This is a genomic window from Mesorhizobium sp. Arg314, from assembly GCF_053714275.1.
Map to the genome: position 1 here is coordinate 1 of NZ_JBSKBP010000014.1, position 22,759 is coordinate 22,759.

The 22,759-nt window shown below is 63.9% G+C and carries 21 protein-coding genes; 9 read left to right on the plus strand and 12 right to left on the minus strand.

The genetic code is table 11. The features are described 5' to 3' along the window. Window positions 1–317: 317 nt before the first annotated feature. On the plus strand, window positions 318–1,409 hold the full coding sequence (locus tag ACWGS9_RS16745) for a 3-deoxy-7-phosphoheptulonate synthase (protein ID WP_454506290.1): 1,092 nt from the start codon (window positions 318–320) through the stop codon (window positions 1,407–1,409). A 133-nt stretch (window positions 1,410–1,542) separates the two neighbouring features. Here ACWGS9_RS16745 and ACWGS9_RS16750 read toward each other — a convergent pair whose 3' ends face one another. After that, a complete protein-coding gene (locus ACWGS9_RS16750) occupies window positions 1,543–2,178 on the minus strand; it encodes a LysE family translocator (RefSeq protein WP_454506291.1) in 636 nt (211 codons plus the stop codon). Between the two features lie 126 nt (window positions 2,179–2,304). On the opposite strand from ACWGS9_RS16750, the gene ACWGS9_RS16755 reads away from it, so the two are divergent. Further along, window positions 2,305–3,009 (plus strand): helix-turn-helix transcriptional regulator, encoded by a 705-nt coding sequence (locus ACWGS9_RS16755; protein ID WP_454506292.1) that lies wholly within the window; start codon window positions 2,305–2,307, stop codon window positions 3,007–3,009. A gap of 82 nt (window positions 3,010–3,091) precedes the next feature. On the opposite strand, the gene ACWGS9_RS16760 is transcribed toward ACWGS9_RS16755, so the two are convergent. The 3 genes from ACWGS9_RS16760 to ACWGS9_RS16770 all read right to left on the minus strand — a co-directional run bounded on the left by ACWGS9_RS16760 (window position 3,092) and on the right by ACWGS9_RS16770 (window position 5,519). After that, the gene (locus tag ACWGS9_RS16760; RefSeq protein ID WP_454506293.1) at window positions 3,092–3,892 is read right to left on the minus strand and encodes a class I SAM-dependent methyltransferase; all 801 of its coding nucleotides are present in this window, start codon (window positions 3,890–3,892) and stop codon (window positions 3,092–3,094) included. Window positions 3,893–4,119: 227 nt separating this feature from the next. Further along, window positions 4,120–4,407 carry a type II toxin-antitoxin system TacA family antitoxin gene (locus ACWGS9_RS16765; protein WP_454506294.1) on the minus strand — a complete coding sequence of 96 codons (288 nt, stop codon included), beginning with the start codon at window positions 4,405–4,407 and terminating at the stop codon, window positions 4,120–4,122. Beyond that, window positions 4,404–5,519: a LacI family DNA-binding transcriptional regulator gene (locus tag ACWGS9_RS16770; RefSeq protein ID WP_454506295.1), complete on the minus strand. Its 1,116-nt coding sequence runs from the start codon at window positions 5,517–5,519 to the stop codon at window positions 4,404–4,406. Before ACWGS9_RS16770 ends, ACWGS9_RS16765 begins: the two co-directional genes overlap by 4 nt. Before the next feature lie 610 nt (window positions 5,520–6,129). Here ACWGS9_RS16770 and ACWGS9_RS16775 point away from each other — a divergent pair. The 7 genes from ACWGS9_RS16775 to ACWGS9_RS16805 all read left to right on the plus strand — a co-directional run bounded on the left by ACWGS9_RS16775 (window position 6,130) and on the right by ACWGS9_RS16805 (window position 13,332). Continuing rightward, entirely contained in the window at window positions 6,130–7,092 is a 963-nt protein-coding gene (locus ACWGS9_RS16775) for a sugar-binding protein (RefSeq protein ID WP_454506296.1), read from the plus strand. A gap of 107 nt (window positions 7,093–7,199) precedes the next feature. Continuing rightward, a complete protein-coding gene (locus ACWGS9_RS16780) occupies window positions 7,200–8,771 on the plus strand; it encodes a sugar ABC transporter ATP-binding protein (RefSeq protein WP_454506297.1) in 1,572 nt (523 codons plus the stop codon). After that, window positions 8,768–9,763, plus strand: a complete 996-nt coding sequence (locus ACWGS9_RS16785; protein WP_454506298.1) for an ABC transporter permease — start codon at window positions 8,768–8,770, stop codon at window positions 9,761–9,763. Before ACWGS9_RS16780 ends, ACWGS9_RS16785 begins: the two co-directional genes overlap by 4 nt. Before the next feature lie 185 nt (window positions 9,764–9,948). Further along, window positions 9,949–10,791, plus strand: coding sequence for a transporter substrate-binding domain-containing protein (locus ACWGS9_RS16790; RefSeq protein WP_454506299.1), 843 nt, complete (start codon window positions 9,949–9,951; stop codon window positions 10,789–10,791). Between the two features lie 238 nt (window positions 10,792–11,029). Next, on the plus strand, window positions 11,030–11,776 hold the full coding sequence (locus ACWGS9_RS16795; protein WP_454506300.1) for an ABC transporter permease: 747 nt from the start codon (window positions 11,030–11,032) through the stop codon (window positions 11,774–11,776). A 9-nt stretch (window positions 11,777–11,785) separates the two neighbouring features. Continuing rightward, the gene (locus ACWGS9_RS16800; RefSeq protein ID WP_454506301.1) at window positions 11,786–12,517 is read left to right on the plus strand and encodes an ABC transporter permease; all 732 of its coding nucleotides are present in this window, start codon (window positions 11,786–11,788) and stop codon (window positions 12,515–12,517) included. Beyond that, window positions 12,517–13,332: an ABC transporter ATP-binding protein gene (locus tag ACWGS9_RS16805; protein ID WP_454506302.1), complete on the plus strand. Its 816-nt coding sequence runs from the start codon at window positions 12,517–12,519 to the stop codon at window positions 13,330–13,332. Before ACWGS9_RS16800 ends, ACWGS9_RS16805 begins: the two co-directional genes overlap by 1 nt. A gap of 200 nt (window positions 13,333–13,532) precedes the next feature. Here the strand turns inward: ACWGS9_RS16805 and phnN are convergent, their stop codons facing one another. The 8 genes from phnN to ACWGS9_RS16845 all read right to left on the minus strand — a co-directional run bounded on the left by phnN (window position 13,533) and on the right by ACWGS9_RS16845 (window position 22,633). Then, the gene (gene phnN / locus ACWGS9_RS16810) at window positions 13,533–14,159 is read right to left on the minus strand and encodes a phosphonate metabolism protein/1,5-bisphosphokinase (PRPP-forming) PhnN (RefSeq protein WP_454506303.1); all 627 of its coding nucleotides are present in this window, start codon (window positions 14,157–14,159) and stop codon (window positions 13,533–13,535) included. Beyond that, window positions 14,156–15,295, minus strand: a complete 1,140-nt coding sequence (locus ACWGS9_RS16815; RefSeq protein ID WP_454506304.1) for an alpha-D-ribose 1-methylphosphonate 5-triphosphate diphosphatase — start codon at window positions 15,293–15,295, stop codon at window positions 14,156–14,158. Before ACWGS9_RS16815 ends, phnN begins: the two co-directional genes overlap by 4 nt. 139 nt (window positions 15,296–15,434) lie before the next feature. Beyond that, window positions 15,435–16,142 (minus strand): DUF1045 domain-containing protein, encoded by a 708-nt coding sequence (locus ACWGS9_RS16820; RefSeq protein WP_454506305.1) that lies wholly within the window; start codon window positions 16,140–16,142, stop codon window positions 15,435–15,437. A 241-nt stretch (window positions 16,143–16,383) separates the two neighbouring features. Then, on the minus strand, window positions 16,384–17,196 hold the full coding sequence (iolB, locus tag ACWGS9_RS16825) for a 5-deoxy-glucuronate isomerase (RefSeq protein ID WP_454506306.1): 813 nt from the start codon (window positions 17,194–17,196) through the stop codon (window positions 16,384–16,386). A 368-nt stretch (window positions 17,197–17,564) separates the two neighbouring features. Beyond that, the gene (locus ACWGS9_RS16830; protein ID WP_127424821.1) at window positions 17,565–17,777 is read right to left on the minus strand and encodes a DUF3329 domain-containing protein; all 213 of its coding nucleotides are present in this window, start codon (window positions 17,775–17,777) and stop codon (window positions 17,565–17,567) included. A 64-nt stretch (window positions 17,778–17,841) separates the two neighbouring features. After that, window positions 17,842–18,759, minus strand: a complete 918-nt coding sequence (gene iolE, locus ACWGS9_RS16835; RefSeq protein WP_454506307.1) for a myo-inosose-2 dehydratase — start codon at window positions 18,757–18,759, stop codon at window positions 17,842–17,844. A gap of 42 nt (window positions 18,760–18,801) precedes the next feature. Then, window positions 18,802–20,646 (minus strand): 3D-(3,5/4)-trihydroxycyclohexane-1,2-dione acylhydrolase (decyclizing), encoded by a 1,845-nt coding sequence (gene iolD, locus ACWGS9_RS16840; RefSeq protein ID WP_454506308.1) that lies wholly within the window; start codon window positions 20,644–20,646, stop codon window positions 18,802–18,804. Between the two features lie 52 nt (window positions 20,647–20,698). Further along, window positions 20,699–22,633: a bifunctional 5-dehydro-2-deoxygluconokinase/5-dehydro-2-deoxyphosphogluconate aldolase gene (locus ACWGS9_RS16845; RefSeq protein ID WP_454506309.1), complete on the minus strand. Its 1,935-nt coding sequence runs from the start codon at window positions 22,631–22,633 to the stop codon at window positions 20,699–20,701. Window positions 22,634–22,759: the final 126 nt, after the last annotated feature.

The following is a 22,759-nucleotide window of genomic DNA, read 5'->3' on the forward strand; positions in this document are numbered from 1 at the left end:
CGCGGTCATGCGAAAGATCGTCGTCACCCTAAACGCTAGGCTCAGAGACGCCGCCATTCCTCAGAGTTGATGACGAAATCGCGAGGATTCGGCCCATGCAGAATTAGCCGCCAGCAGGGACGTGACAAGCGCCTTCGCATCGACTATATGAGCCGCATGATCAACCTGTCCGCCACCTATTGGTACTTTAGCAGCTCGCTGGCGGCGGGAGGATTGCGCTCGATCTGAAGATTGCAGATCAAAAATCCGACAAGCCGCCAGACCTGGCGGCTTTTTTGTTTCAAGCCGGCAGGTCTCCTAACCAGGAGCAGAAAGCCGTGTTGACCACCACAGACGACCTTCGGGTCAAGGAACTCAAGGTCCTGACAACGCCGGACGAGGTGATGCGCGAGATACCGCGCTCACTCACGGCGACGCGCACCGTTGCCGCTTCGCGCAACGCCATCCATTCCATCCTGGCGGGGGCGGACGATCGACTTGTGGTCATCGTCGGCCCTTGTTCCATCCACGATCCGGTCGCCGCCGTGGACTACGCCAGCCGTCTGGCGGCGCTGCGCGAGGCCCTGGCCGACCGGCTCGAAATCGTCATGCGCGTCTATTTTGAGAAGCCGCGCACCACGGTCGGCTGGAAAGGCCTCATCAACGATCCCGATCTCGACGGCAGCTTCAACATCGACAAGGGCTTGCGCATGGCGCGCAACGTTTTGTCGGCCGTCAACAATCTCGGCCTGCCGGCAGCGACCGAATTCCTCGACATGACCACGCCGCAATACATAGCCGACCTCGTCGCCTGGGGTGCGATCGGTGCGCGCACGACAGAAAGCCAGATCCATCGCGAACTGGCTTCCGGCCTCTCTTGCCCCGTTGGCTTCAAGAACGGCACCGACGGCAATCTCAGGATCGCCGGCGAGGCGGTGAAGTCGGCCGCCCAGCCGCATCATTTCATGGCGGTGACCAAGGGCGGCCGCAGCGCTATTGCGGCGACCACCGGCAATGAGGATTGCCATGTCATCCTGCGCGGCGGCGTTGTGCCGAACTATGATGCGGCGAGCGTCGACGCCGCCGCTGCCGAGCTCGGCCGCATCGGCGTCGCGCCGCGGCTGATGATCGATGTCAGCCACGCCAACAGCGCCAAGAAGCCGGAGAACCAGCCCAAGGTCGCGCATGACGTGGCGGGCCAGGTCGCCGCGGGTGACGAGCGCATCATCGGCGTCATGATCGAGAGCAATCTCGTCGCCGGACGACAGGACGTCGTGCCCGGCAAGCCGCTCACTTACGGCCAGAGCATCACCGACGGCTGCATCGACTGGGCGACCACCGAGACGGTCCTGCACGGTCTTGCCGGCGCCGTCGAATGGCGCCGGTCGGTGAAGCGCGAGATGCTCGCCAGCCGCCAGGGCGCGGCGTGACGCCTCTTCCTTCCCCCCTTGTGGGTCCGAAGGACGGGGCGAGACCCGCGGCTCGACCCCGGGCGGTGGATCGACGCGAAGCGTCGAGACGGATGAGGGGTGCTGGAAGGAACGCGGCGTGGGTCCTTTGCGCTCACGCCGCCCTCAATCCTTCCCACACAGTAAATATCGATACCGTGAACAAAAGCAGCCCTGCCGCGCGACCGGCAAGTATGGTCGCTTGCGGATTGTCGACCAGCAGCCCCCGGCTGCGGCCGGCGGTGACGGCGAGCCCGCCATAGATCGCGGCCTGCGTCGCAACCGTCAGCAATCCCATCACGGTTGCCTGCATCCAGATCGGACCGTAAGCCGGCTTCAGGAATTGCGGATAGACGGCAAGGATGAAGAGATAGGCCTTCGGATTGATCAGGCAGGTGACCATGCCTTGCCGAAACGCTTTCCAGGCCGAGCGGCTCCCCGTGGGCCCGTTGTCGCCGACGGTGATCGAGCTGCGCATCAGCGAAATTCCGATATAGGCCATGTAGGCGGCGCCGGCGACCAGCAGCGGCGTGAACAGCATCGGCACGAAATGCATGAGTAGGCCGACGCCGATCGCGCCGTTCAGCGTGTGTACCGCGCCGCCGAGCATGATGCCGGCGGTCGCCGCGAGACCTCGATTGCTGCCGCCGGTCAGCGCATTGGCCAGCACGAACAGCATATCCATGCCTGGAACGGCAATGATGCCAAACAGAAGCACGAAGAACAGCCAGAGGTTTTCGCCATAGCTCATGTCAGTTGCCTGTCGCTTCACCCGCGTGGGTGCAAAGGAATCTGTTGATTTTCAACCGGGTAGGCAGCCCTATAGGTCACTTCAACTGACGGGGATGTGTCAGTTGCGTTTCAATCGGGTGTGGAAATGCGCAAGGCCTCGCGCCTGTTCGAGATCATCCAGATCCTGCGTCTGGCCCGAAAACCGGTGACGGCGGCGACGATCGCCGGGCGGCTGGAAGTGACGGTACGCTCAGTCTATCGTGACATTGCGGCCCTGCAGGCGATGCGCGTGCCGATCGAAGGCGGGCGCGGCATCGGCTACATCCTGCGCCCCGGCTTCGACCTGCCGCCGCTGATGTTTTCCATCGAGGAGATGGAGGCGATCGTGCTGTCGCTCGCGCTGCTCGAGCGCACCGGCGACGACGAGCTCAAGCAGGCCGCAAAACGCGTCGGCGCCAAGATCGCCGGCGCGGTGCCGCCGCCCTTGCGGCAGACCCTCGACGCCAACGCCCTTCATGCCTGGGGTTTTGCAGCACCCTCCGCCTCCGCCGTCGATCTTGCGCTGGTCCGCCGCGCCATCCGCGACGAGGAGAAACTGGCTCTGTCCTATCGCGACGAGGCGGGACGGGCGACCGAACGCATCATCCGCCCGGTCGCGCTGATCTATTATGCCGAGACCGCCAACATCGTCGCCTGGTGCGAGCTGCGCCTGGCGATCCGCAATTTCCGCAGCGACCGCATCGAGGATTGTCGGCCGGCGGGCCTGTGGTTCAAGGGCGAAGGCGACCGGCTGCGGCAGGTGTGGGTCGACGGCTGGGAGAGCAATGCTCCGGCGGCCGCCGGCAACTGATGCGTTGCCGGCTTTCGACAAGCCGGGTGTCCCCATGTCGATGAGACCGCTGGCGCCGCCCAGTCGCGGGTCGACGTGAATTTCAGGGCACGATGCCGCGACAGGCCCAGGCGATGTTGGCGAAGGATCGCGGGCCATCGGGCCGGCCGGCCTGATAGGCATCGCGGACAGCGGCCTCGACCCGCTCCCGCTCGGCCGCATCCAATGTGGCCATATATTTGCCGAGCGGGCCTTCGCCGGCGCCGATCGGCGCCCAATAGTCGTCGAAGTTCTGATAATCCATCCGGACCATCAGCTCGGTTTCGGTGACGTCGGCAAGGCCTTGCTCGACAAAGGTCCGCTTCATCTCGCCCGGCTGCATCATCGGCTGGAAGCAATAGCGGTTGCGCATCTGGCGCCCGCTCTCGCTGAGCGCTGCCACTGTGTCGATCATCATGCGCATGCCGGCCATGCCGCCGTAGTGATCCCAGACCACGGCCGCGACCACGCCGCCCGGCCGCACCACGCGGCGCATCTCGGCTACCGCCTTGCCGGCCTCCGGCACGAAGTGCAGCACCAGCAGCGCCAGTGCGCGATCGAACGCATTGTCTGCGAATGGCAGCGCCGTGGCGTCGGCCTGGCTGATGGTGACGCGCGGATCGGTGTTTTTCTCCTTCGCCGCCGCGACGAAGACCGGGGAAAAATCGATGGCCTGGATTTCCGCGAGATCGGCCGATTTCGCCAGCTCGAAGGTCAGGCTGCCGGTGCCGCAGCCGACATCGAGGACCTTTTCGCCGGCGGCCAGACCGGTGAAGTCGATGAATTTGGTCGCGAGCCTGCGGCTCCATCGCCCCATGAGTTGTTCATAACCGGATGCTGCATGGACGGTGAAGGTGGACGTCATCTGAGCCTCGCATTCATGAGCGTAAGCTAAACGACGGCGCAGTTGCTGCATAGGCGCCGTATGATCTCGTTGCCGAAGCAAGGATATCGTGGCGCGCCAGAATGTTTATGTGGGCGATCTCACGCTCGCTAAACGGCTATGCCGTTCCAACTGATGGCGGGCTTCTGCGGACGGGTTCCCAGAATTGTACGGGCAGGCAACCCCGTGATCATCCGTGCTAGTTTCTATCAGTGCTCCCAGACGAGCCTGTTGGCCATACGCGAGTGAAGTTCTTCGGACGGCTTAGTCGGGCTATCAAGCTGATCGAGAAATTTTTGATGCGCATCGTCGTCCAGAAAGAAGATGCGCTGATCAAGAATGGTTTCCTCGGCCTGCCTGAGGGCGCTGCTCAGCACGAACTCCGACAATTTCTCCCCGCGCAAATTCGCGGCCCGGCTAAGCATAGCCTTCGTCTCCGTCAGTGCCCAAATCTGAATCAGATCATCCTCTCGCGCCGCATCCTTACGAGGTCTCATCCTGCTGCTCCCTTGACACTTGCCACGCTCTCCCGCTCTACCAGCGGACATTCGAGCTTGGTGATGGGATACCGGCCGCGGCCGGGCGTTGGCGGCGTCTCTAACTGCTCGATCGCCCATTGGCCCATCGCCAGATGCGGCAGGATGGAGGTGGTCAGCGGCGGGAAGAGATGGCGGGCGATCTCCTCGTCGTCGTAGCCGACCACGGAAATGTCCTGCGGGATATGCAGGCCCGCTTCCTTCAGCGCTTCGTAGCAGCCGATCGCCGTGCGGTCGTTCTGGCAGAAGATGGCGGTGGGGCGCTCCTTGAGTCCAAGCAGCTTGACCGTCGCGGCATAGCCGGCGCTGGCCGACCAGTCGCCCTCGACCACCAGCTCCAGGTCGAACGGGATGTCGGCGGTGGCTAAAGCGCGGCGATAGCCCTTGAGTCTATCCTGCGCCGCCTGCATCCACGGCTCGCCGGTGATGGTTGCGATGCGGCGATGGCCATGGCCGATAAGATGCCTTGTCGCGCTCTGGCCGCCGGCGATCTCGGAGGGAACCACGGCCGGAAAAGCATAGTCGGCGGTGTAACAATTGAGCAGGATGACCGGCATATCGAGGCTGTAGAGGAAATCGGGTGCGGCGATCTCGCGGGTGAAGATGGTCATGTAGATCAGCGCCGAGATGCCGCGCCTTGTCAGCGCCTGGATGGCGCGGGGCTCCATCACCGCATCGCCCATGGTCTGCGCCACCAGAAGCACGTTGCCGGCGTTCCACGAAGCCTGCCGCGCGCCCTCGATGGCGACCACCGCCTCGGGGCTGGTGGCGAGCTGGTCGACCGCGAAGCCGATGACGCTATCCAGGCCTTCGAACGGCGTCACCGGCGGCCGGAGCGCTGAAAAGACCGGCGGCGAATAGCCCAGCGCCCGCGCTGCCTCGATCACCCGGTCGCGTGTCTGCTGCGACAGCCTGATGCCCGGCGAATTGTTGAGCACGAACGACACCGTCGCCTGCGAGCAGCCGGCGGCTCTCGCAATATCGGTCATGGTGACACGCCCCTTGGGCTTGGCGGCTGGCTTGCGGCGCCTGGAGGCCTCGGCAGGATCACGCAGTTCCGTCGGTTCACTCATGGTCATTTCCCAAACCCAGCCGGCTCTAAAGCAAAGGCCGACGGCAACGGCAAGTTGGTCGAGGTCGGTGAGCTTATCGAAAGCGCACCATGGTAATAGATATTAGCATATACGGCATACATATTGCCAGCCGCGCCGCATCGCGACGAAACCGGTCGGGCAAGGTCAGCGACGCCGACAATCTCTGAGTTCTCCGCGCGGTGACAAGCCTCGCCGCGTTCGCTTCCCTCACCCCGCCGCGTCTCGCGACCAGCGTCTCCTCCGCTTCGAAAGCGCGCGTTCCGGTGTCATAACTAATACTCTTTACTAATAGCCGTAAGCATTCTAGTGTCAACTCGCCGTAACCGTCCGGGCTTCGGACCGGTGCCGGCAGGCGTGAAGGGCGCTCGCTCGATATCCCGGCGGCATCGCCGGATTCGGTCCGCATCCATTTCACGAAAATGTCAGACAAATCGGACTATTTACGAACGCCAACTGAGTGTCTAGTGTCTCGACCGCGGCCGGATCGGCACCGTTCTTGAGTCGGCGGACCTTCGCCACACCCTTGAGGGAGGGTTGTCCGGGCCGCAGCCGAGACATCAGCGATGAGTTCTACAAGGGAGGTTGAACTATGAAATCCATGATCCGTAATGCATCCGTCGCCGCGGCGGCCTTGGCTTTAGGCCTGTCGGTAAGCGCCAGCGTGCGCGCCGACGACAAGCCGACGCTGGCCTTCGTCGTCAACGGTGCATCAGACTTCTGGAAGGCGGCGGAAGCCGGCGTCAAGAAGGCGCAGGGCGAATTGCCCGACTACAATCTCGAGCTCAAATATCCCGAACAGTCCTCGGTCGCCATCCAGCAGCGGCTGATGGACGACCTTGTGACGGCAGGCGTCAAGGGCATCATGGTTTCGGCCGTCGATCCCAAGACCTCGACCGACGGGCTGAACAAGATCGCGTCGCAAACGGCGCTGTTCACCACGGACTCCGATGCGCCGCAGACCAAGCGCGTCGCCTATATCGGCTCGTCCAACGTCGACGCCGGCAAGCAGGCGGCCGAGATCGCCAAGAAGGCGATGCCGAACGGCGGCAAGTGCCTCGGCTTCGTCGGACTGCTCGGTGCCGACAATGCCAAGGAACGCATCCAGGGCATGAAGGACGGGCTGGCCGGCAGCAAGATCGAGCTGGTCGACGTGCGCGGCGATGATATCGACCAGGCGCGTGCCAAGAAGAACGTCGAGGACGCGCTGGTCGCCAGCCCCGACATCACTTGCATGGTCGGTTTCTATTCCTACAACACGCCGCGCATCTATGAAGCGCTGCGCGACGCCGGCAAGCTCGGCCAGATCACCGTCGTCGGCTTCGACGACGATCCGATCACGCTGGGCGGCGTCAAGGAAGGCACTGTCGCCGCCACCGTGGTGCAGCAGCCCTTCGAATGGGCCTATCAGGGCATGAAGCTGATGGCTTCCTATCTCAAGGGCGACAAGTCGGGCATTCCGGAGAAGGGTCTGATCATCATCCCGACCAAGATAATCGGTAAGGCTGACGTCGACGCCTACGCCGCCAATCTCAAGGCGATGCAGGGCAAATAAGTTTGAAAAAATTGCGCCGGCTCGAGGATCGACCTCGAGCCGGCGTCCGTGTTGACGGACCTCTCAAGGCCCGTCAGTCTGTAGCCCACCGGCTGCTGTCAGGCGTGATGAACTATTCCGACACATCCTTCGCTCAATCGACGACCGCTCCATTCCTGAGCCTGGAAGCCGTGCGCAAGACCTATCCGGGTGTTGTGGCGCTGGACAGGTTTTCGATGGAGGTCAGGCCAGGCGAGGTCATCGGCCTGGTCGGCGAAAACGGCGCCGGCAAATCGACGCTGATGAAGATCCTCGGCGGTGTGACGCGGCCGGACAGCGGCACCATCACCGTCGATGGCGTCGCGCATGACGGGCTGACTGTGGAAGCCAGCATCGGCTCCGGCATCGCCTTCGTGCACCAGGAGCTCAACCTCTTCGAAAACCTCGACGTCGCCGCCAATATCTTCTTCGGCCGCGAGCCGCTGCGCGGCGGGCCGCTGAGGCTGGTCGACCGCGCCAGGCTGCGCGAGATGGTGGCGCCGCTGTTGAAGCGCGTCGGCGCCAATTTCTCGGCTGACGCGACGGTGGCAATGCTGTCGCTCGCCCAGCAGCAGATGGTCGAGATCGCCAAGGCGCTGTCGATCAAGGCGAGGCTGGTTATTCTCGACGAGCCGACCTCCAGCCTGCCGATCGCCGAGACCGAAAAGCTGCTCGACGTCATCAAGGGGCTGAAGGCGGAAGGCATCAGCGTCATCTTCATCTCGCACCGGCTGCATGAGATCGAGCGCGTTGCCGATCGCGTCGTGGTGCTGCGCGACGGCACGCTGGCCGGCACGCTCGCGAAAGACCGGATCAACCACGACGAGATGGTCAGGCTGATGATCGGCCGCATGCTGAAGGAGCGCGAGAAGGCAGGCGAAGCCGCCCGCGCGCCGGGCAGCGTGGCCCTGTCGGCGGACGCCATACGCACCAGCACCTATCCGGACCGGCCGGTCAGCCTGGAATTGAGGCGCGCGGAGATCCTCGGCCTCGCAGGCCTGGTCGGCTCCGGCCGCACCGAGTTGGCACGCGTGCTGTTCGGCATTGACGAGCGGTTGGCCGGCAGTGTTGCGCTCGACGGCAGGCCGCTCCGCGTCGGCTCGGCCGCCGATGCGGTGGCGAACGGCATCTTCCTGGTGCCGGAAGACCGTAAGCTGACCGGCATCCTGCTTGATCTCTCGATCGCGCAGAACATCTCGCTGCCCAATTTGCCGGCGCACTCCAGGCGTTCGCTGGTCTCGGCCAGCGCCGAACTCGCCACTGCCGAGAAGCAGAAGAAGAACCTCGGCATCAAGGCGCCGTCGGTCCTGACGCGCACCGGCACGTTGTCGGGCGGCAACCAGCAGAAGGTGGTGCTGGCCAAATGGCTGGCGATGAACCCGAAGGTGATGATCCTGGACGAGCCGACCCGCGGCATCGATATCGGCGCCAAGGCCGAAATTTACGGACTGATGCGGGCGCTGGCCGATGCAGGCGTCGCGGTGCTGATGATCTCCAGCGACATGGAAGAGGTGATCGGTGTCTCGGACCGCATTGCGGTCATGCATGAGGGACAGATCTCCGGCATTCTCGACAAGCAAGATTTCAGCCAGGAGAACGTGCTCTTGCTGGCGGTCGGCAAGAAGCCGAAACTGCTGCAAGCGGTGGGAGGAGCGCAATGAGCAAGAAAGATCTCGGCCTGCTGATCCTGATCCTGGTGGTCGGCGCGGTGGTGACGGCCATCAACCCGCGCTTCCTGCTGCCGATCAACCTCGCCAACACCTCCAACCTGATTGGCCTGTTCGGCATCCTTTCCATCGGCCAGGCCTTCGTCATCATCACCGGCGGCATCGAGCTCTCGGTCGGCTCGCTGGTCGCGCTGCTCGGCACGCTGTTCATCGACTTCATCGCCGTGCGCGAGGTGGACTGGCCGTTGGCCTTCGTGCTGATCATCATGCTCGGCGCCATCATCGGCTTCGTGCATGGCTGGCTGATCACGCGGCTGAAACTGCAGCCCTTCGTGGTGACGCTTTGCGGTCTCCTGATCTATCGCGGCGTGGCGCGCTTCTACACCGCCGACGGCACGGCGGGCTTCGCCTTCGGCCAGAATTTTCCGGACCTCGAATTCCTGACGGCGGGTCGTTCCTATGGCGTGCCGAACAGCTTCATCGCGCTCATCGTCATCGCCATTGTCACGTGGGTGGTGCTGCACCGCTCGGTGTTCGGGCGCTATCTCTATGCCATCGGCAAGAATGAGGAAGCAGCGAAATATTCGGGCATCCGCACCGGGCGCATCGTGATCGCGGCCTATGTCATCTGCGGCGTGCTGACGGCGCTGTCAGCAATCTATTTCGCCATGTATACGCGCTCGATCTCGCCGGCGAGCCACGGCCAGTTCTACGAACTCTATGCCATCGCGGCGGCGGTGCTGGGCGGCTTCTCGCTGCGCGGCGGCGAAGGCTCGCTGGTCGGCGTCATCCTCGGCACCGTGCTGCTGCAGGAACTGCAGAACCTGGTCAACCTGCTCGGCATCCCGTCATCGCTCAACTTCGCGGTGATGGGCGGCGTGATCCTGATCGGCGTGCTGGTCGACCAGCAATGGGGTGTCTTCCGCGCCCGCCGCCGCATGATCGAAGCGGCGCGCCGCAACGTTGCCGGCGCGCCTGCGGAATAGGCTCGCGCTTCCGTTCACGGCCCTGATTGGATCGATGCTTGCGGTGGAAGCCGTCAGGCAAGTCCGGATTCGCGGGCGGATTGCAACAACGCGTGACCCCGAAAACAACCCTTGTCGGCGAATTGGGGCTGGGCTAAGCAATCTATAATCGCGTATTCCAGGAACAAAATATGGGAGGAAATACTGTGACTTCATCACGTTGGATCGCGCTTGCCGCGCTGGCGCTGGCCAGTTCGACGCCGGCAATGGCCAAGGACTGGAAGACCGTGACGGTTGCGATGGAGGGCTCCTATGCGCCCTGGAACCAGACGGATGCCAGCGGCAAGATCGTCGGCTTCGAGGTGGACATACTGAACGACGTCTGCGCCCGCGCGAAGCTGGAATGCAACATCGTGGCGCAGGATTGGGACGGCGTCATTCCCGGCCTCACGGCAGGCAAGTTCGACATTGTGATGGACGGCATGTCGATCACCGAGGAGCGCATGAAGACGATCGATTTCTCGATCCCCTATGCCTCTTCGCCGGTGGCCTTCCTTGCCGATAAGAACGGCCCGCTGGCGCAGCTGTCCAACAGCGGCAAGATGATCGATCTGTCGAAGGACGACGCCGAATCCAAGGCGGCGCTCGACACCCTGCGCAAGGAACTCACCGGCAAGAATCTCGGCCTGCAGGTTTCGACCACGGAGGCGACGTTCGCCGACAAGTATCTCAAGGATGTCGCCAACGTCCATGAATACAAGACCACCGACGAGCACGACCTCGACCTGATGGCGGGCCGCATCGACGTGGCCTTCGCCGACACCACCTACTTCCTCGGCACGCTGGCCAAGCCCGATGCCAAGGACCTGGAATTCGTCGGGCCGCAATTCAAGGGTGGCCCGATCCTTGGACCGGGCATCGGCGCCGCTTTCCGCAAGACCGACAAGGACCTGCAGGACATCTACAACAAGGCGCTCAAGGCCGCCATCGATGACGGCTCGGTGTCGAAATACAGCATGCAATGGTTCAAGATCGACATTACCAAGTAATGTCGCAACGGGAGCAGCCAAGGCTGCTCCCGTTTTTGCATTGAGTGCATGTCGCCCAAAAGCGCATGGCGGTTTTGGGGGAACGACATGCACAAAATAAAGGTGCATGTCGCCCAAAAGCGCATGGAGATTTTGGGAGAACGGCATGCACCAAAACAGGGACTTGAAGCGCGAGCCTGAATCCGTTTCGACGCGACGCGCTTAAAGGCGGGCAACCGACGCCGGGAGGGAGGCGTACGTGGAGTTTCTCAGCGATCTGCAGGCGCAGCTGTCGACGGCCTATGAGCTCCTGGCCGCCGGCTGGGGCGTGCAACTGCTCTGGGGCATCGCCTGGACGCTCGCCGTCACCGTGGTCTCGATGTTGATCGGCGCGGCGCTGGGCTCGCTTGTGGCGGCGGCCAAGCTTTCGCCTCGCGGCGGACTGCGGTTTATCGGCGAGAGCTACACCACGGTCTTCCGTGGCGAACCGGAGCTGTTGATCATCTATCTTTTCTATTACGGCGGCACGCAGGTGCTGACCGGCGTGGCGAGGTCGACCGGATCGATTGGGTCGACGGATATTTTGAACATGCCGAGCTTCCTCGGCGGCGTTCTCGCGGTCGGCATCATTTCCGGCGCCTATCAGGCCGAGGTCTTCCGCGGGTCGTTTCTGGCGATCCATCGCGGCGAGTTGGAGGCAGCCCGCGCCTATGGCATGTCGGCCTTCCAGCGTTTTCGCCTCGTGATCATGCCGCAGGTCCTGCGCCTCGCCGTGCCGGGGCTTGGCAATGTATGGCAGCTGACCATCAAGGATTCGGCCCTCATCTCGGTCACCGGTGTCGCCGAACTGATGCTGACGGCGAACAAGGCCGCGCGTTCGACGCATCATTCGCTGCTTTTCTACACGCTGGCCGGCATCCTTTACCTGGTGATGACGTCGATCTCGACGCCGATCTTCGACAAGGCCGAGCGCTACACCTCACGCAGTTTCTTGCGGCCGAAATGAGAGGTCGCGGTGGATTTTGATTTCTACCTCTCGACCATGTGGAGCGTGCTGAAGGCACTGCCACTGACGCTCGAGATCTGGTTCTTCGGCGTCGCCATCGGCCTCCTTATCGCCACTGGCCTGACCTGGTTGCGGGCGTCGGGCTACAAATTGGGCGAATACTTCACCCGCGCCTATGTCTTCGTCTTCCGCGGATCGCCGCTGCTGGTGCAGCTCTATCTGATCTATTTCGGGCTCTCCCAGTTCGATTTCGTTCGCCACAGCCCGATCCTGTGGCCGATCCTGCGCGATCCGATGTATTGCACGATCGTCGCGATGGCGCTCAACACCGCGGCCTATGAGAGCGAGATTTTCCGCGGCGCGCTGCGGGCGGTGCCTGTCGGCCAGATCGAGGCGGCCAAGGCTTTCGGCATGTCGGCGTTCACACGCTTCCGCCTCGTCACGCTGCCGATTGCGCTGCGGCTGGCCCTGCCGGCCTATTCGACCGAGATCATTCTCATGACCAAGGCGACCGCGCTCGCTTCCGTGGTCACCATCATGGAGATGATGGGGACGGCGCAGAAAATCCAGCACGACACGTTCCGCCCGATCGAGGTGCTGACCTGCGCCGGCGTGATCTACCTTCTGCTCAACCTGTCGATCGCCCGACTGTTTGCCTGGGTCGAATACCTGCTTTCACCGCATCTGCGTCCCCCGCCTGAGCAGAGTCAGCAAATCAAACCCGTCCCGGAGGTGTTGTGATGTCGGCAAATGTCGCCCCTGCCGCGAAAGCAGCACCGTCCCAGGACGATAAGGCAGCCATCAGCGTCAAGGATCTGCGCAAGTGCTTTGGCGATCATGAGGTGCTCAAGGGCATTTCGCTGGAAGCGCACAAGGGCGATGTCATTTCGATCCTCGGCTCCTCGGGTTCTGGCAAGAGCACGATGCTGCGCTGTATCAATCTCCTGGAGACCCCGGATTCCGGCGAAGTGCGGGTGGACGGCGAGCTTATCCAGATGAAGCGGGGCCGCGACGGCCATCAAATGCCGGCCAATATCCGCCAGGTGGAAAGGATCCGCGCCAACCTCGCCATGGTTTTCCAGAGCTTCAATCTCTGGTCGCACATGACCGTGCTCGAGAATCTCGTCGCCGCGCCGACGCATGTGCTCAAGCGGCCGCGCGCGGAGTGCCTGGAGCAGGCCGAGGCATTGCTGAAACGCGTCGGGATATGGGAGCGCCGCAACTACTACCCGCCTCACATGTCGGGCGGCCAGCAGCAGCGCGCGGCAATCGCGCGGGCGCTGGCGATGAATCCCAAGGTGATGCTGTTCGACGAGCCGACATCCGCGCTTGATCCGGAGCTGGTCGGCGAGGTGCTGCGCGTCATGCGCTCGCTTGCGGAGGAAGGGCGCACCATGCTGGTCGTCACCCATGAAATGGGTTTCGCCCGCGACGTGTCGAGCAAGGTGATGTTCCTTCACAAGGGCGAGGTGGATTCGGTTGGCGAACCGAAGGAAATGTTCGCCAGGCCGCCGACACAGCAGTTCAAGCAGTTCATCGCCAACTTCAACAAGTAGGCGCGGCCTCCCCTTCTCCCCTTGCGGGAGAAGGTGGCCGCGAAGCGGCCGGATGAGGGGTGCTGGACGGAATGGGGCGCTGGCGTTTGGGCACAACGGTGCTGCCAGGAGAAGGCCATCGCCAAGCTGGAACACCCCTCATCCGTCTCGGCGCTTCGCCCCGATCCACCTTCTCCCGCATGGGGAGAAGGAGGAAGGCCTTAGATCATGTCCGACAGGTCCGAGAACGCCATCGCCTTGCGCAGCACCTCGGCAAAGCGTTCGCCGGCGATTTGCTTGTCGCCGCTGTTGTCGATCGAGGTCACGTCCGGTCCCGTCAGCTTGACGCTCGTGCTGCGCGCCAGGCGGGCAAGCACTTCGCCGCGCGATTCACGGCCGCGTGCCGCCAGCCGTTCCGCGAGGGTCTCCGGCGCCGCGGTGATCTCGACCACAGCCAGATTGGCGTAGCGTTCGCGCAGCGCCGGGATGACCGCGCGCGACACGTTGGCGACCGCCACATGGCCATTGGCCACGGCCCAGTCGACATCGGCCGGCAGGCCATAGCGCAGGCCGTGCGCGTCCCAGCAAAGCGAGAAGGCGCCGTCGGCCTCGGCTTCGGCAAAGGCGGCATCGGCCAGCGTGTCGTGGTCCTCGCTTGCCGCGTCGCTGGGTCTGGTGATGACACGGCGCACGAATTCCAGCCGTGTCTCGCCGGCAAAGCGCGCCTTGGCATAGCCGATCACCGTATCCTTGCCGGCGCCGCTCGGGCCGACGACCGCGACGAAGACGCCGTTGCGGATCGGCAGGCTGTCGGCCAGTTCGCGCTCGATCAGGGCCGAGACCATCATGCGACCCGACGGCCCTGACGCCACACGGTGCGCACGACCGGCACATGGTCGTCGACGCGCACGCGCACCAGGTCGGCGCGACGGCCGGGCTCGATGACGCCGCGGTCGGCAAGGCCGACCGCTTCGGCCGGGTTCTTCGACACCATGGCGACCGCCTGCGGCAGCGAGATGCCTTCGACGACATCGCCGAGGAAGAAGGCCGACTGGATCAGGCTGAAGGGAATGTAGTCGGACGACAGGATGTCGAGCAAGCCGTCGGCGGCAAGCGTGCGCGCCGAGACGTTGCCGGAATGCGAGGCGCCGCGCATGACGTTCGGCGCGCCCATCAGCACGCCGAGGCCCGCCGCCTTCGAGGCCTTGGCGGCCTCTTCGGTGGTCGGGAACTCGGCGACGCGCACGCCCTGTTCGATCGCCTCGTCGACATGGCCGGCGGTCGCGTCGTCATGGCTCGCCAGCACGATGCCGCGCTCATGGCAGGCGGCCGAGATGAACACCCGGTTCGGGCCGGAATTGCGGGCCGATTCGTCCATCCGCTTCTCGCAGAACTTCTTGAAGTCCCGATCCGTCAGCTTCAGCTTGCGCTGGTAGTAATAGGCATAGGTCTCGAGGTTGACGAACTGGCGCTGTCCAGGCGCATGGTCCATCAGCGAGGCGAGCTTCACCCGGTCGTCGGTTTCGAAATTGGCGAAGGCCCTGAGGCAGTCCGGCGCCGAGACCTCACAGCGCAGGTGGATGAAATGATCGGCGCGCAGGCGATCCTCGCGCACGCTGTCTTCGATCGCGTCGGCAAGCTTGCGGATGTCCTCGGAGGTCAGGTCCGCATCTTCGTCCATGCCGACCCGCAAAGCGTCGAGAACCGTGGTGATGCCGGCGGTCGCGACCTGGGCGTCATGGGCAAGCACGGCGGCGATCGGATTCCAGCGTACCTTGGGGCGCGGCGCATAATGGCCTTCAAGATGATCGGTGTGGAGTTCGACCAGACCCGGGATGATGTAATCGCCGCGCATATCCTCGCCGGTGCGGGCAGCACCCGGCTCGACGGCGGCAATCAAGCCATCGCGCAACAAGAGCGAGCCTTCGACGATTTCGTCGGGCAGCACGATGCGGGCATTGGTGAGAATGGTTTCGGCGGTCATCTCAGGCGTCCTATCTCGAGCGGTCGGTCGGCGATCAATGAGAGCAATTCCAGGAAAAGTGCTTTGCGGTTTTCCGTTAGGAATTGCGTAAAACAAAGAGATAGGGCGGTTCAGCGTTTCCGTGAAACAATGAACCACCCTAGGCGGTCTTGCGGGCCGGGCCATGGCCAAGCGCATGGTGGGAAAGCGCCATGAATGGGGCACCGTGCTCGCTTTCGACAAACAATGTCAGCGCATCCACCGGCACCGGCTGCCCCAGCACGTCGGCAAACAGGCTGTCGATCGCTCCACGAAGACGTGGGCTTTCCTGTGGCCCGACGCGGCCCGAGAGCGTCATGTGGAAGCGGAAGGTGTCGAAAACGTAAGGATAGCCCCATTGGCACAGGTTGCGGAACTCATCCGGCCTCAGCGCGTCCGGGCTGCGGCGTTCGATCTCGGCCTCGGTCAAAGGCGCGCGGAAGCGATCGAAGGCGCGCACGACCTCGCCGGCGAAACTGTTCAGCGGTGCGAACGGAGCTTCCGGCACCAGCGCGAAGAAGCCGTCGATCTGGCCCACGACGAGGCGCGGAACGACGACCGGCGGCGTCGCCTCGGCAAAAGTGTCGAGCGCGGCGCGCAGCGAAGCTTCCGTCTCGCTCGGCGCCAGCCGGAAGGGCGCCTTCAGCGTCGCGTGGAACCCGTAACGCCTGGCGGAGGCGGTGTGGAAGGCGACTTCCGCGGCCGACAGATCACCCACCGCCTCGACCGGCCGCGTCGCCGCGCCGAACGGGTCGCGGCCCAGCCAGTTGGCGGCAATGCGCGCCAGTGGCTCGTCCTGCCTCGGGGTGAAGTAGATGGCGTAGCGCATGGGCGTTCCTCGTCAAGCGCGCTGCGCCCGAAGGATTATGCGACGCGCTTCAAGTCCTGGTTTTTGGCAAGTCCCAAAAACGCTCAGGCGCTTCGGCGACGTGCATCAGACCCGCTGCCATAGGTGATTTCCATGACGGATTGACGAAGCTTTCATGGGTTTTCGAAGGCAAGTCCAGCCCCGAGGTCATTAGCCGACGATTTTTCCGGACTGGACCAACGGCTTTTGCCGATCTGCCTGATCAGGCCTTCATCAGCCACTCGTGCTCGGCCGCGTTATGGAATTTCCACGTCCGCTTCGGTCCGGCCATGACGTTGAGATAATAGAGGTCGTAGCCGTGGCAGGCGGCGCAGGGGTGATAGCCCTTCGGCACCAGCACGACGTCGCCGTCCTCGATCGCCATCGCTTCGTCCAGCTCGCGCACGCCGTTGCGGTCGGCATCGGTGTAGACGCGCTGGAAGGCAAAGCCCTGCGGCGGGTTGAGGCGGTGATAATAGGTCTCCTCGAGATAGGATTCCGCGGGGAGATTATCCTGGTCGTGCTTGTGCGGCGGATAGCTGGAGGTGTGGCCGCCGGGGGTGATGACCTCGACCACCAGCAGCGAATCCGCCGGCTTGCCTTCGGGTAGGATGTTGGTGACGTAACGCGTGTTGGTGCCCTTGCCGCGCACTTCCTGGCCGAGATCGTCAGGTCTGATGACGCGCACGGGCAGGTCGCCGCCGAGGCCAGGTGCCGAGCAGACCGCGAGCTCCAGCCCGGTGTCGGCGGTCACGGACCAGTCGGAGCCTTGCGGCACATAGACCGACCACGGCTTGCCTTCGAAGGGCGACATGCGCTCGCCGAGCAGGCCGAGTTCCTTGCCGCCGGCCGAGGCCTTGCCCTTGCCGGTGACGAAGACCAGGCAGACCTCGCGGTCGCCGGTCCTGCCGGACGCCGTCTCGCCGGGCTTGAGCCGATGCAGATCGAACCCGACATAAGTCCAGCCGGCGCTTTGCGGCGTGACGTGAGCGACATGGCCGTGGCCCTTGTCGGCTTTGACGAGCAGTTTCGACATTTTTGTCTCTCCTATACCCACTACCTCTGGCGAGTTGCCGTCTCAACGATTCTACCGGTCGAGAGAACCGGACCTTGTGGGTTGGCCAAGGCCTCCAAACTTCGTCATGCTAGGGCGAAGCAGGAGCGAAGGTCCGTCGCGACCCTAGGATGCATGCCGTAACCTCGGCCGAAGGGCGCAGCGGAGCAGAATTCTGCACCGCAGCGGCTGTTTTGACGTCACGGCATGGATCCTCGGGTCTGCGCCGCGTCGCTTCGCTCCTTGCTTCGCCCGTGGATGACGAAGCGAAAAGCGTTTCTGCCAATCGCCAACGCATCCGATCCGCCTGCGCACCTGTCCGATCCGTGAGCCTTCCACCCATGGAACGCTTATTCCTTCGGCTCGGCCGGAGGTTTGTTCTCCTCGGCCGGCTTGTAGAGGTAGAAAAACTGCCACACGGCGTAGCCGGCGAAGCCGAGCGCGATGACGCCCCAGAACGGCGTGCCGGAGGCGAACTCGATCACCGACCAGATCAGGCAGACCGCCACGACGGCGATACGGCGCCACAGCGGCCGGAAGAAGGGATGCTCATAGTCTTTCATCGTGCCAATCCAGGATTTGCCCAAGGCGCATCAGATAGACCGGCCGCCGTGGCGAATCCACCGTTCAGGCATTCGGGAAGCCTTGCGTCTCGACCGTGTAGCCGGCGGCCGTCATCACCCGCATCAGCTCCTTGTGGCCGACCTCAGCCATTTTCAGCGGCGGGTTCTTCTTCGGGTCCTGCTCGGCCTCGACCACGAACCAGCCTTCATAGCCGTGATCGGCGAGGCGCTGGACGATGGCGCCGAAATCGAGCGAGCCGTCGCCCGGCACGGTGAAGGCGCCGAGCGCCACGGCATCGAGGAAGGACTGCTTGGCGCGGTCGAGACCGTCGATCACGCCCATGCGCACGTCCTTCACATGGACATGGTTGATGCGCTTGTGGTGGTTGTCGATGGCGCGCAGCACGTCGCCGCCGGCAAAGGCGAGATGACCGGCATCGAGCAGCAGCGGAATGCCTTCGCCGGAATGGCGCATGAAAGCGTCGAGCTCCGGCTCGGTCTCGACCACCGCCGCCATGTGATGGTGGTAGGAAAGCGGCATGCCCTGTTCCGCGCACCATTCGCCGAATTCGGTGACGCGGCGGCCATAGGCCTTCATCTCGTCACCGGTGAGTTTCGGCTTGGTGGCCAAAGGCTTGGAGCGATCGCCCTGGATGGAGCGGCCGACCTCGCCATAGACGATGCAGGGCGCGTTGACCGCCTTGAACAGGTCGATCATCGGCTGGATGCGGTCCTTGTTCTTCGCCAAATCCTCATCGACCAGCGTGCCGGAGAACCAGCCGCCGCAAAGCGTGACGTCGGCCGCCTTCAGGATAGGCAGCATCACCTTCGGATCGTTGGGGAAGCGGCGGCCCATCTCCATGCCGGTGAAGCCGGCCGAGCGCGACTGGCGCAGACACTCCTCCAGCGACACGTCATCGCTCAATTCCACGAGATCGTCGTTCCACCACGCGATGGGGGACATGCCCAGTTTGGCTTTCAAGTCGTCACTCCAAATGTCGGTTCGTTGCGAGGCCGACGCAGTTCAACCCTGGCGGCTGCCCACGGCTTCCTCATATTTCTTGCGCGCGGCGTTCACTTCGCGTCGCGACGAGACTTCCGGCACGGCGACATCCCACCAATGGCCGCCGGCATCGGTCGACACCAGCGGATCGGTGTCGATGACCAGCACCGTGGTCTTGTCGTTCTTTTTCGCCTTGCCCAGCGCTGTCTCCAGTTCGGCGATCGACGCCACCTTTTCGGCAATCGCACCGAGGCTAGCCGCATGGGCGGCGAAGTCGACGTCGGGCATCACCTCGTGGCGGGCATCCTTCAAGAGATTGTTGAAGTTGGCGCCGCCGGTCGCCATCTGCAGCCGGTTGATGCAGCCATAGCCGCGGTTGTCGAGCAGCACGATGGTGAGCTTGAGGCCAAGCATGACCGACGTCGCTATCTCGGAATTGAGCATCAGATAGGAGCCGTCGCCGACCATGACGACGACCTCCTGGTCGGGCTTCGCCATCTTGGCGCCGAGCCCGCCGGCAATCTCGTAGCCCATGGTCGAGAAGCCGTATTCGGCGTGATACGAACCCGGCGCGCCGGCCTGCCAGAGCTTGTGCAACTCGCCGGGCAGGCCGCCCGCGGCGTGCAGAAGGGTGACGCCTGAACCCATGGCGCGCTGCACGGCGCCGATCACCTGCGCATCGGAAGGATAGGCCGCATTGGTCGAGGCCGTCACCTTGGCGGCGGCGGCCTGCCACTCCGTCTTGCCCTTCAGCGCATTGTCGGTCCAGGCGGCCGGCGCCTTCCAGCCCTTCAGCGCCGCGGCAAGCTCGGCAAGCCCTTCGGCGGCGTCGGCGACCAGCGGCGACGCCCAATGCTTGCCGGCATCGAAACCTTGGGTGTTCAGGCCGATGATGGTGCGGCCTGCATTCTTGAACAGCGCCCAGGAGCCGGTGGTGAAATCCTGCAGCCTCGTGCCGACGGCGAGCACGACGTCGGCCTCTTCGGCCAGGCGGTTGGCGGCCGAGGTGCCGGTAACGCCGACCGCCGCCAGGTTGAGCGGATGGTCATCGGGCAGCGAGGATTTGCCGCCCTGCGTTTCGCAGACCGGAATGCCGGCGCCCTGCACCAGCTTGGCGAGTTCGTCCGAGGCCTGCGAATAGAGGACGCCGCCGCCTGCGATAACCAGCGGCTTCTTGGCGCCCTTCAACGCCGCGACGGCGGCCGCCAGTTCATTGCGGTCCGGGCGCAGCCGGCGCGGCGTCCAGACGCGCTCGGCAAACAGGCTTTCGGGATAATCATAGGCCTCGGCCTGCACGTCCTGGCAGAGCGAAAGCGTCACCGGGCCGCACTCGGCCGGATCGGTCAGCACCTGCATGGTGCGGTTCAGCGCCGGGATGATCTGCTCCGGCCGTGTGATACGGTCGAAATAGCGCGAGACAGGGCGAAAGCAGTCGTTGACGCTCGCCGTGCCGTCGGAGAAATCCTCGGCCTGCTGCAGCACCGGATCGGGCAGCCGGTTGGCAAAAACATCGCCCGGTAAAAACAGGACGGGCAACCGGTTTACGTGAGCGAGCGCGGCGGCCGTCACCATGTTGAGCGCACCGGGGCCGATCGAGGTCGTCGCGGCCATGAAGCGGCGGCGGAAATTGGCCTTGGCATAGGCGATCGCCGCATGCGCCATCGCCTGCTCGTTATGGGCGCGGAAGGTCGGCAGCTCGTCGCGCAGCTGGTAGAGCGCCTCGCCGACACCGGCGACATTGCCATGGCCGAAGATTGCCCAGACGCCGCCGAAGATCGGCACTTTCTTACCGTCGATCTCGGTCATCTGGCGGCCGAGAAAGCGGGTAACAGCCTGCGCCATCGTCAGGCGAACGGTCTTGGTCATTTGTCGTTTCCTCCGGCTTTCCCTATGCCGTCTTGTTATGCTGCCCGTCTTCTTATGCTGCTTTGCGGCCGCGTGCGGCAAGCCATGCCTCGGTGAGCTGCTCGAAGCGCGCGGCCATGTCGGCGATCGCCTCGTCATCCGACATCTTGCCGGCCAGCCATTGTTCGGCGGCATTGATGAAGATGGTGCGACCAACGGCAAATCCCTTGACGATGGGCGCATTGCTCGTTGCTGCAAAGGCCGCGACCAGCTCGTCCTGAGGCGCTTCCAGCCCGAGCAGCACGACGCCACGGCACCACGGATCGTTCCTGACGATCACTTGTTCGATCTTCGCCCAGGCGTTGGCCGAAGCCTGCGGCTCCAGCTTCCACCAGTCCGGCTTGATGCCCAGCGCATAGAGCTCCTCCAGCGCGCGCGGAATGGTGGTGTCGTCGAGCTTGCCGTGCTTGCCGGCAATGATCTCGACCAGCAACTCGCGCCCGACTTTCCGCGCGGCTTCGAACAGCGCGCGCAGCTTCTGCTGCTGCTCGCTCTTCAGCGCTTCCGGGTCGTCCGGGTGATAGAAGCACAGGCATTTGATGCAATGATCGATAGGCCATTCGGTGAGCTGCGAGCCGATGTCCTGCGAGAATTCGAAGCGCAGCGGCCGCGATCCGGGCAATTCGACCGGACGGCCGAGCCAGGCGAGGCGATGGCGGGCGAATTCGAACATCGCGTCGCGGCCATATTTCTCGTCGATCAGCATGCCGTAGCCGTCGCGGCCGGCGGCGACCTTGGCCGCGGCCTTGACGGTGAGCACCTTGAAGTCGGGGATCCGCGAAGTATCGGCGCCGACCCTGGCCGCGACGTCCTCCAGCTGGACGCGATGGTCGCAGGCCAGCGCCATCAGCGAAGGAATGTCGCGCCGCCGCGTCGTCGCCCAATGGATGTGGTTGATCGCCTCGTCCTTGCGCAGCGCCAGATGCTTGCTGCCGTGCTTGAGGAAGAACTGCAGCTCCTCGAAGGTCGGATATTCCGGCGCGCACAGCAGCCGCGACACCGCAAAGGCGCCGCAGGCATTGGCCCAGGTGGCGGCGGTGGCAAAGCTTTCGCCGCCCAGCCAGCCGCGCAGGAAGCCCGACATGAACGCGTCGCCGGCGCCCAGCACATTGAAGATCTCGATCGGAAAACCCTTGCCGACGATGCCGTCCTCGAGGTCGTCGCTGATCGGGCCGTCATAGACGATGCAGCCCTTGGCGCCGCGCTTCAGAACGATGGTGGCCGACGACAGCGCGCGGATCGTCTTCAGCGCGCTCAGGCAATCGTCGGCGCCCGACGCGATCATGATCTCCTCCTCGGTGCCGACGATGAGATCGCAGTCGGGCAGAACCGTCTTCAACTGAGAGGAGACACGGTCGGATTTGACATAGCGCTCGAAGCCCTCGGCATGGCCGGCCAGACCCCAGAGGTTCGGGCGATAGTCGATATCGAACACCACCTTGCCGCCCTTGGCCTTCATGAGGCGGATCGCCTTGCGCTGCGCGGCATCCGAATTGGGTCGCGAGAAATGTGTGCCGGTGACGACCACGGAACGCGCCGAGGCGATGAAAGCCTCGTCGATGTCTTCTTCGGCGAGCGCCATATCGGCGCAGTCGGAGCGGTAAAAGATCATCGGCGAGACGCCTTCGTCCTCGACCGAAAGCAGCACCAGCGCCGTCAGCCGTTCCTTGTCGGTCTTCAAGCCGTCGACCGACACGCCCTCGCGCCGCAGCTGCTCGCGGATGAAACGGCCCATCTGCTCGTCGCCGACGCGGGTAAGCAGCGCCGAGCGCAGCCCGAGCCGCGCCGTGCCGACGGAAATATTGGCCGGGCAGCCGCCGACCGACTTGGCGAAGGAGGCGATGTCCTCCAGCCGCGAGCCGATCTGCTGGCCATAGAGATCGACCGAGGCGCGGCCGATGGTGATGACGTCGAGCGGCGGGTATTTCCCTTCCACGGCTTCGCCCATTCGAACCTCCCATCGGCCTTGTTGTGCAGAGCAGCGTCGTTTTGGACAGCACGCGCAAGCGGCGGCGTGGTGCCGTCAATATGAAATATTAATTCCAATCTGTAGTCAATATGGAATGAGCGTTCC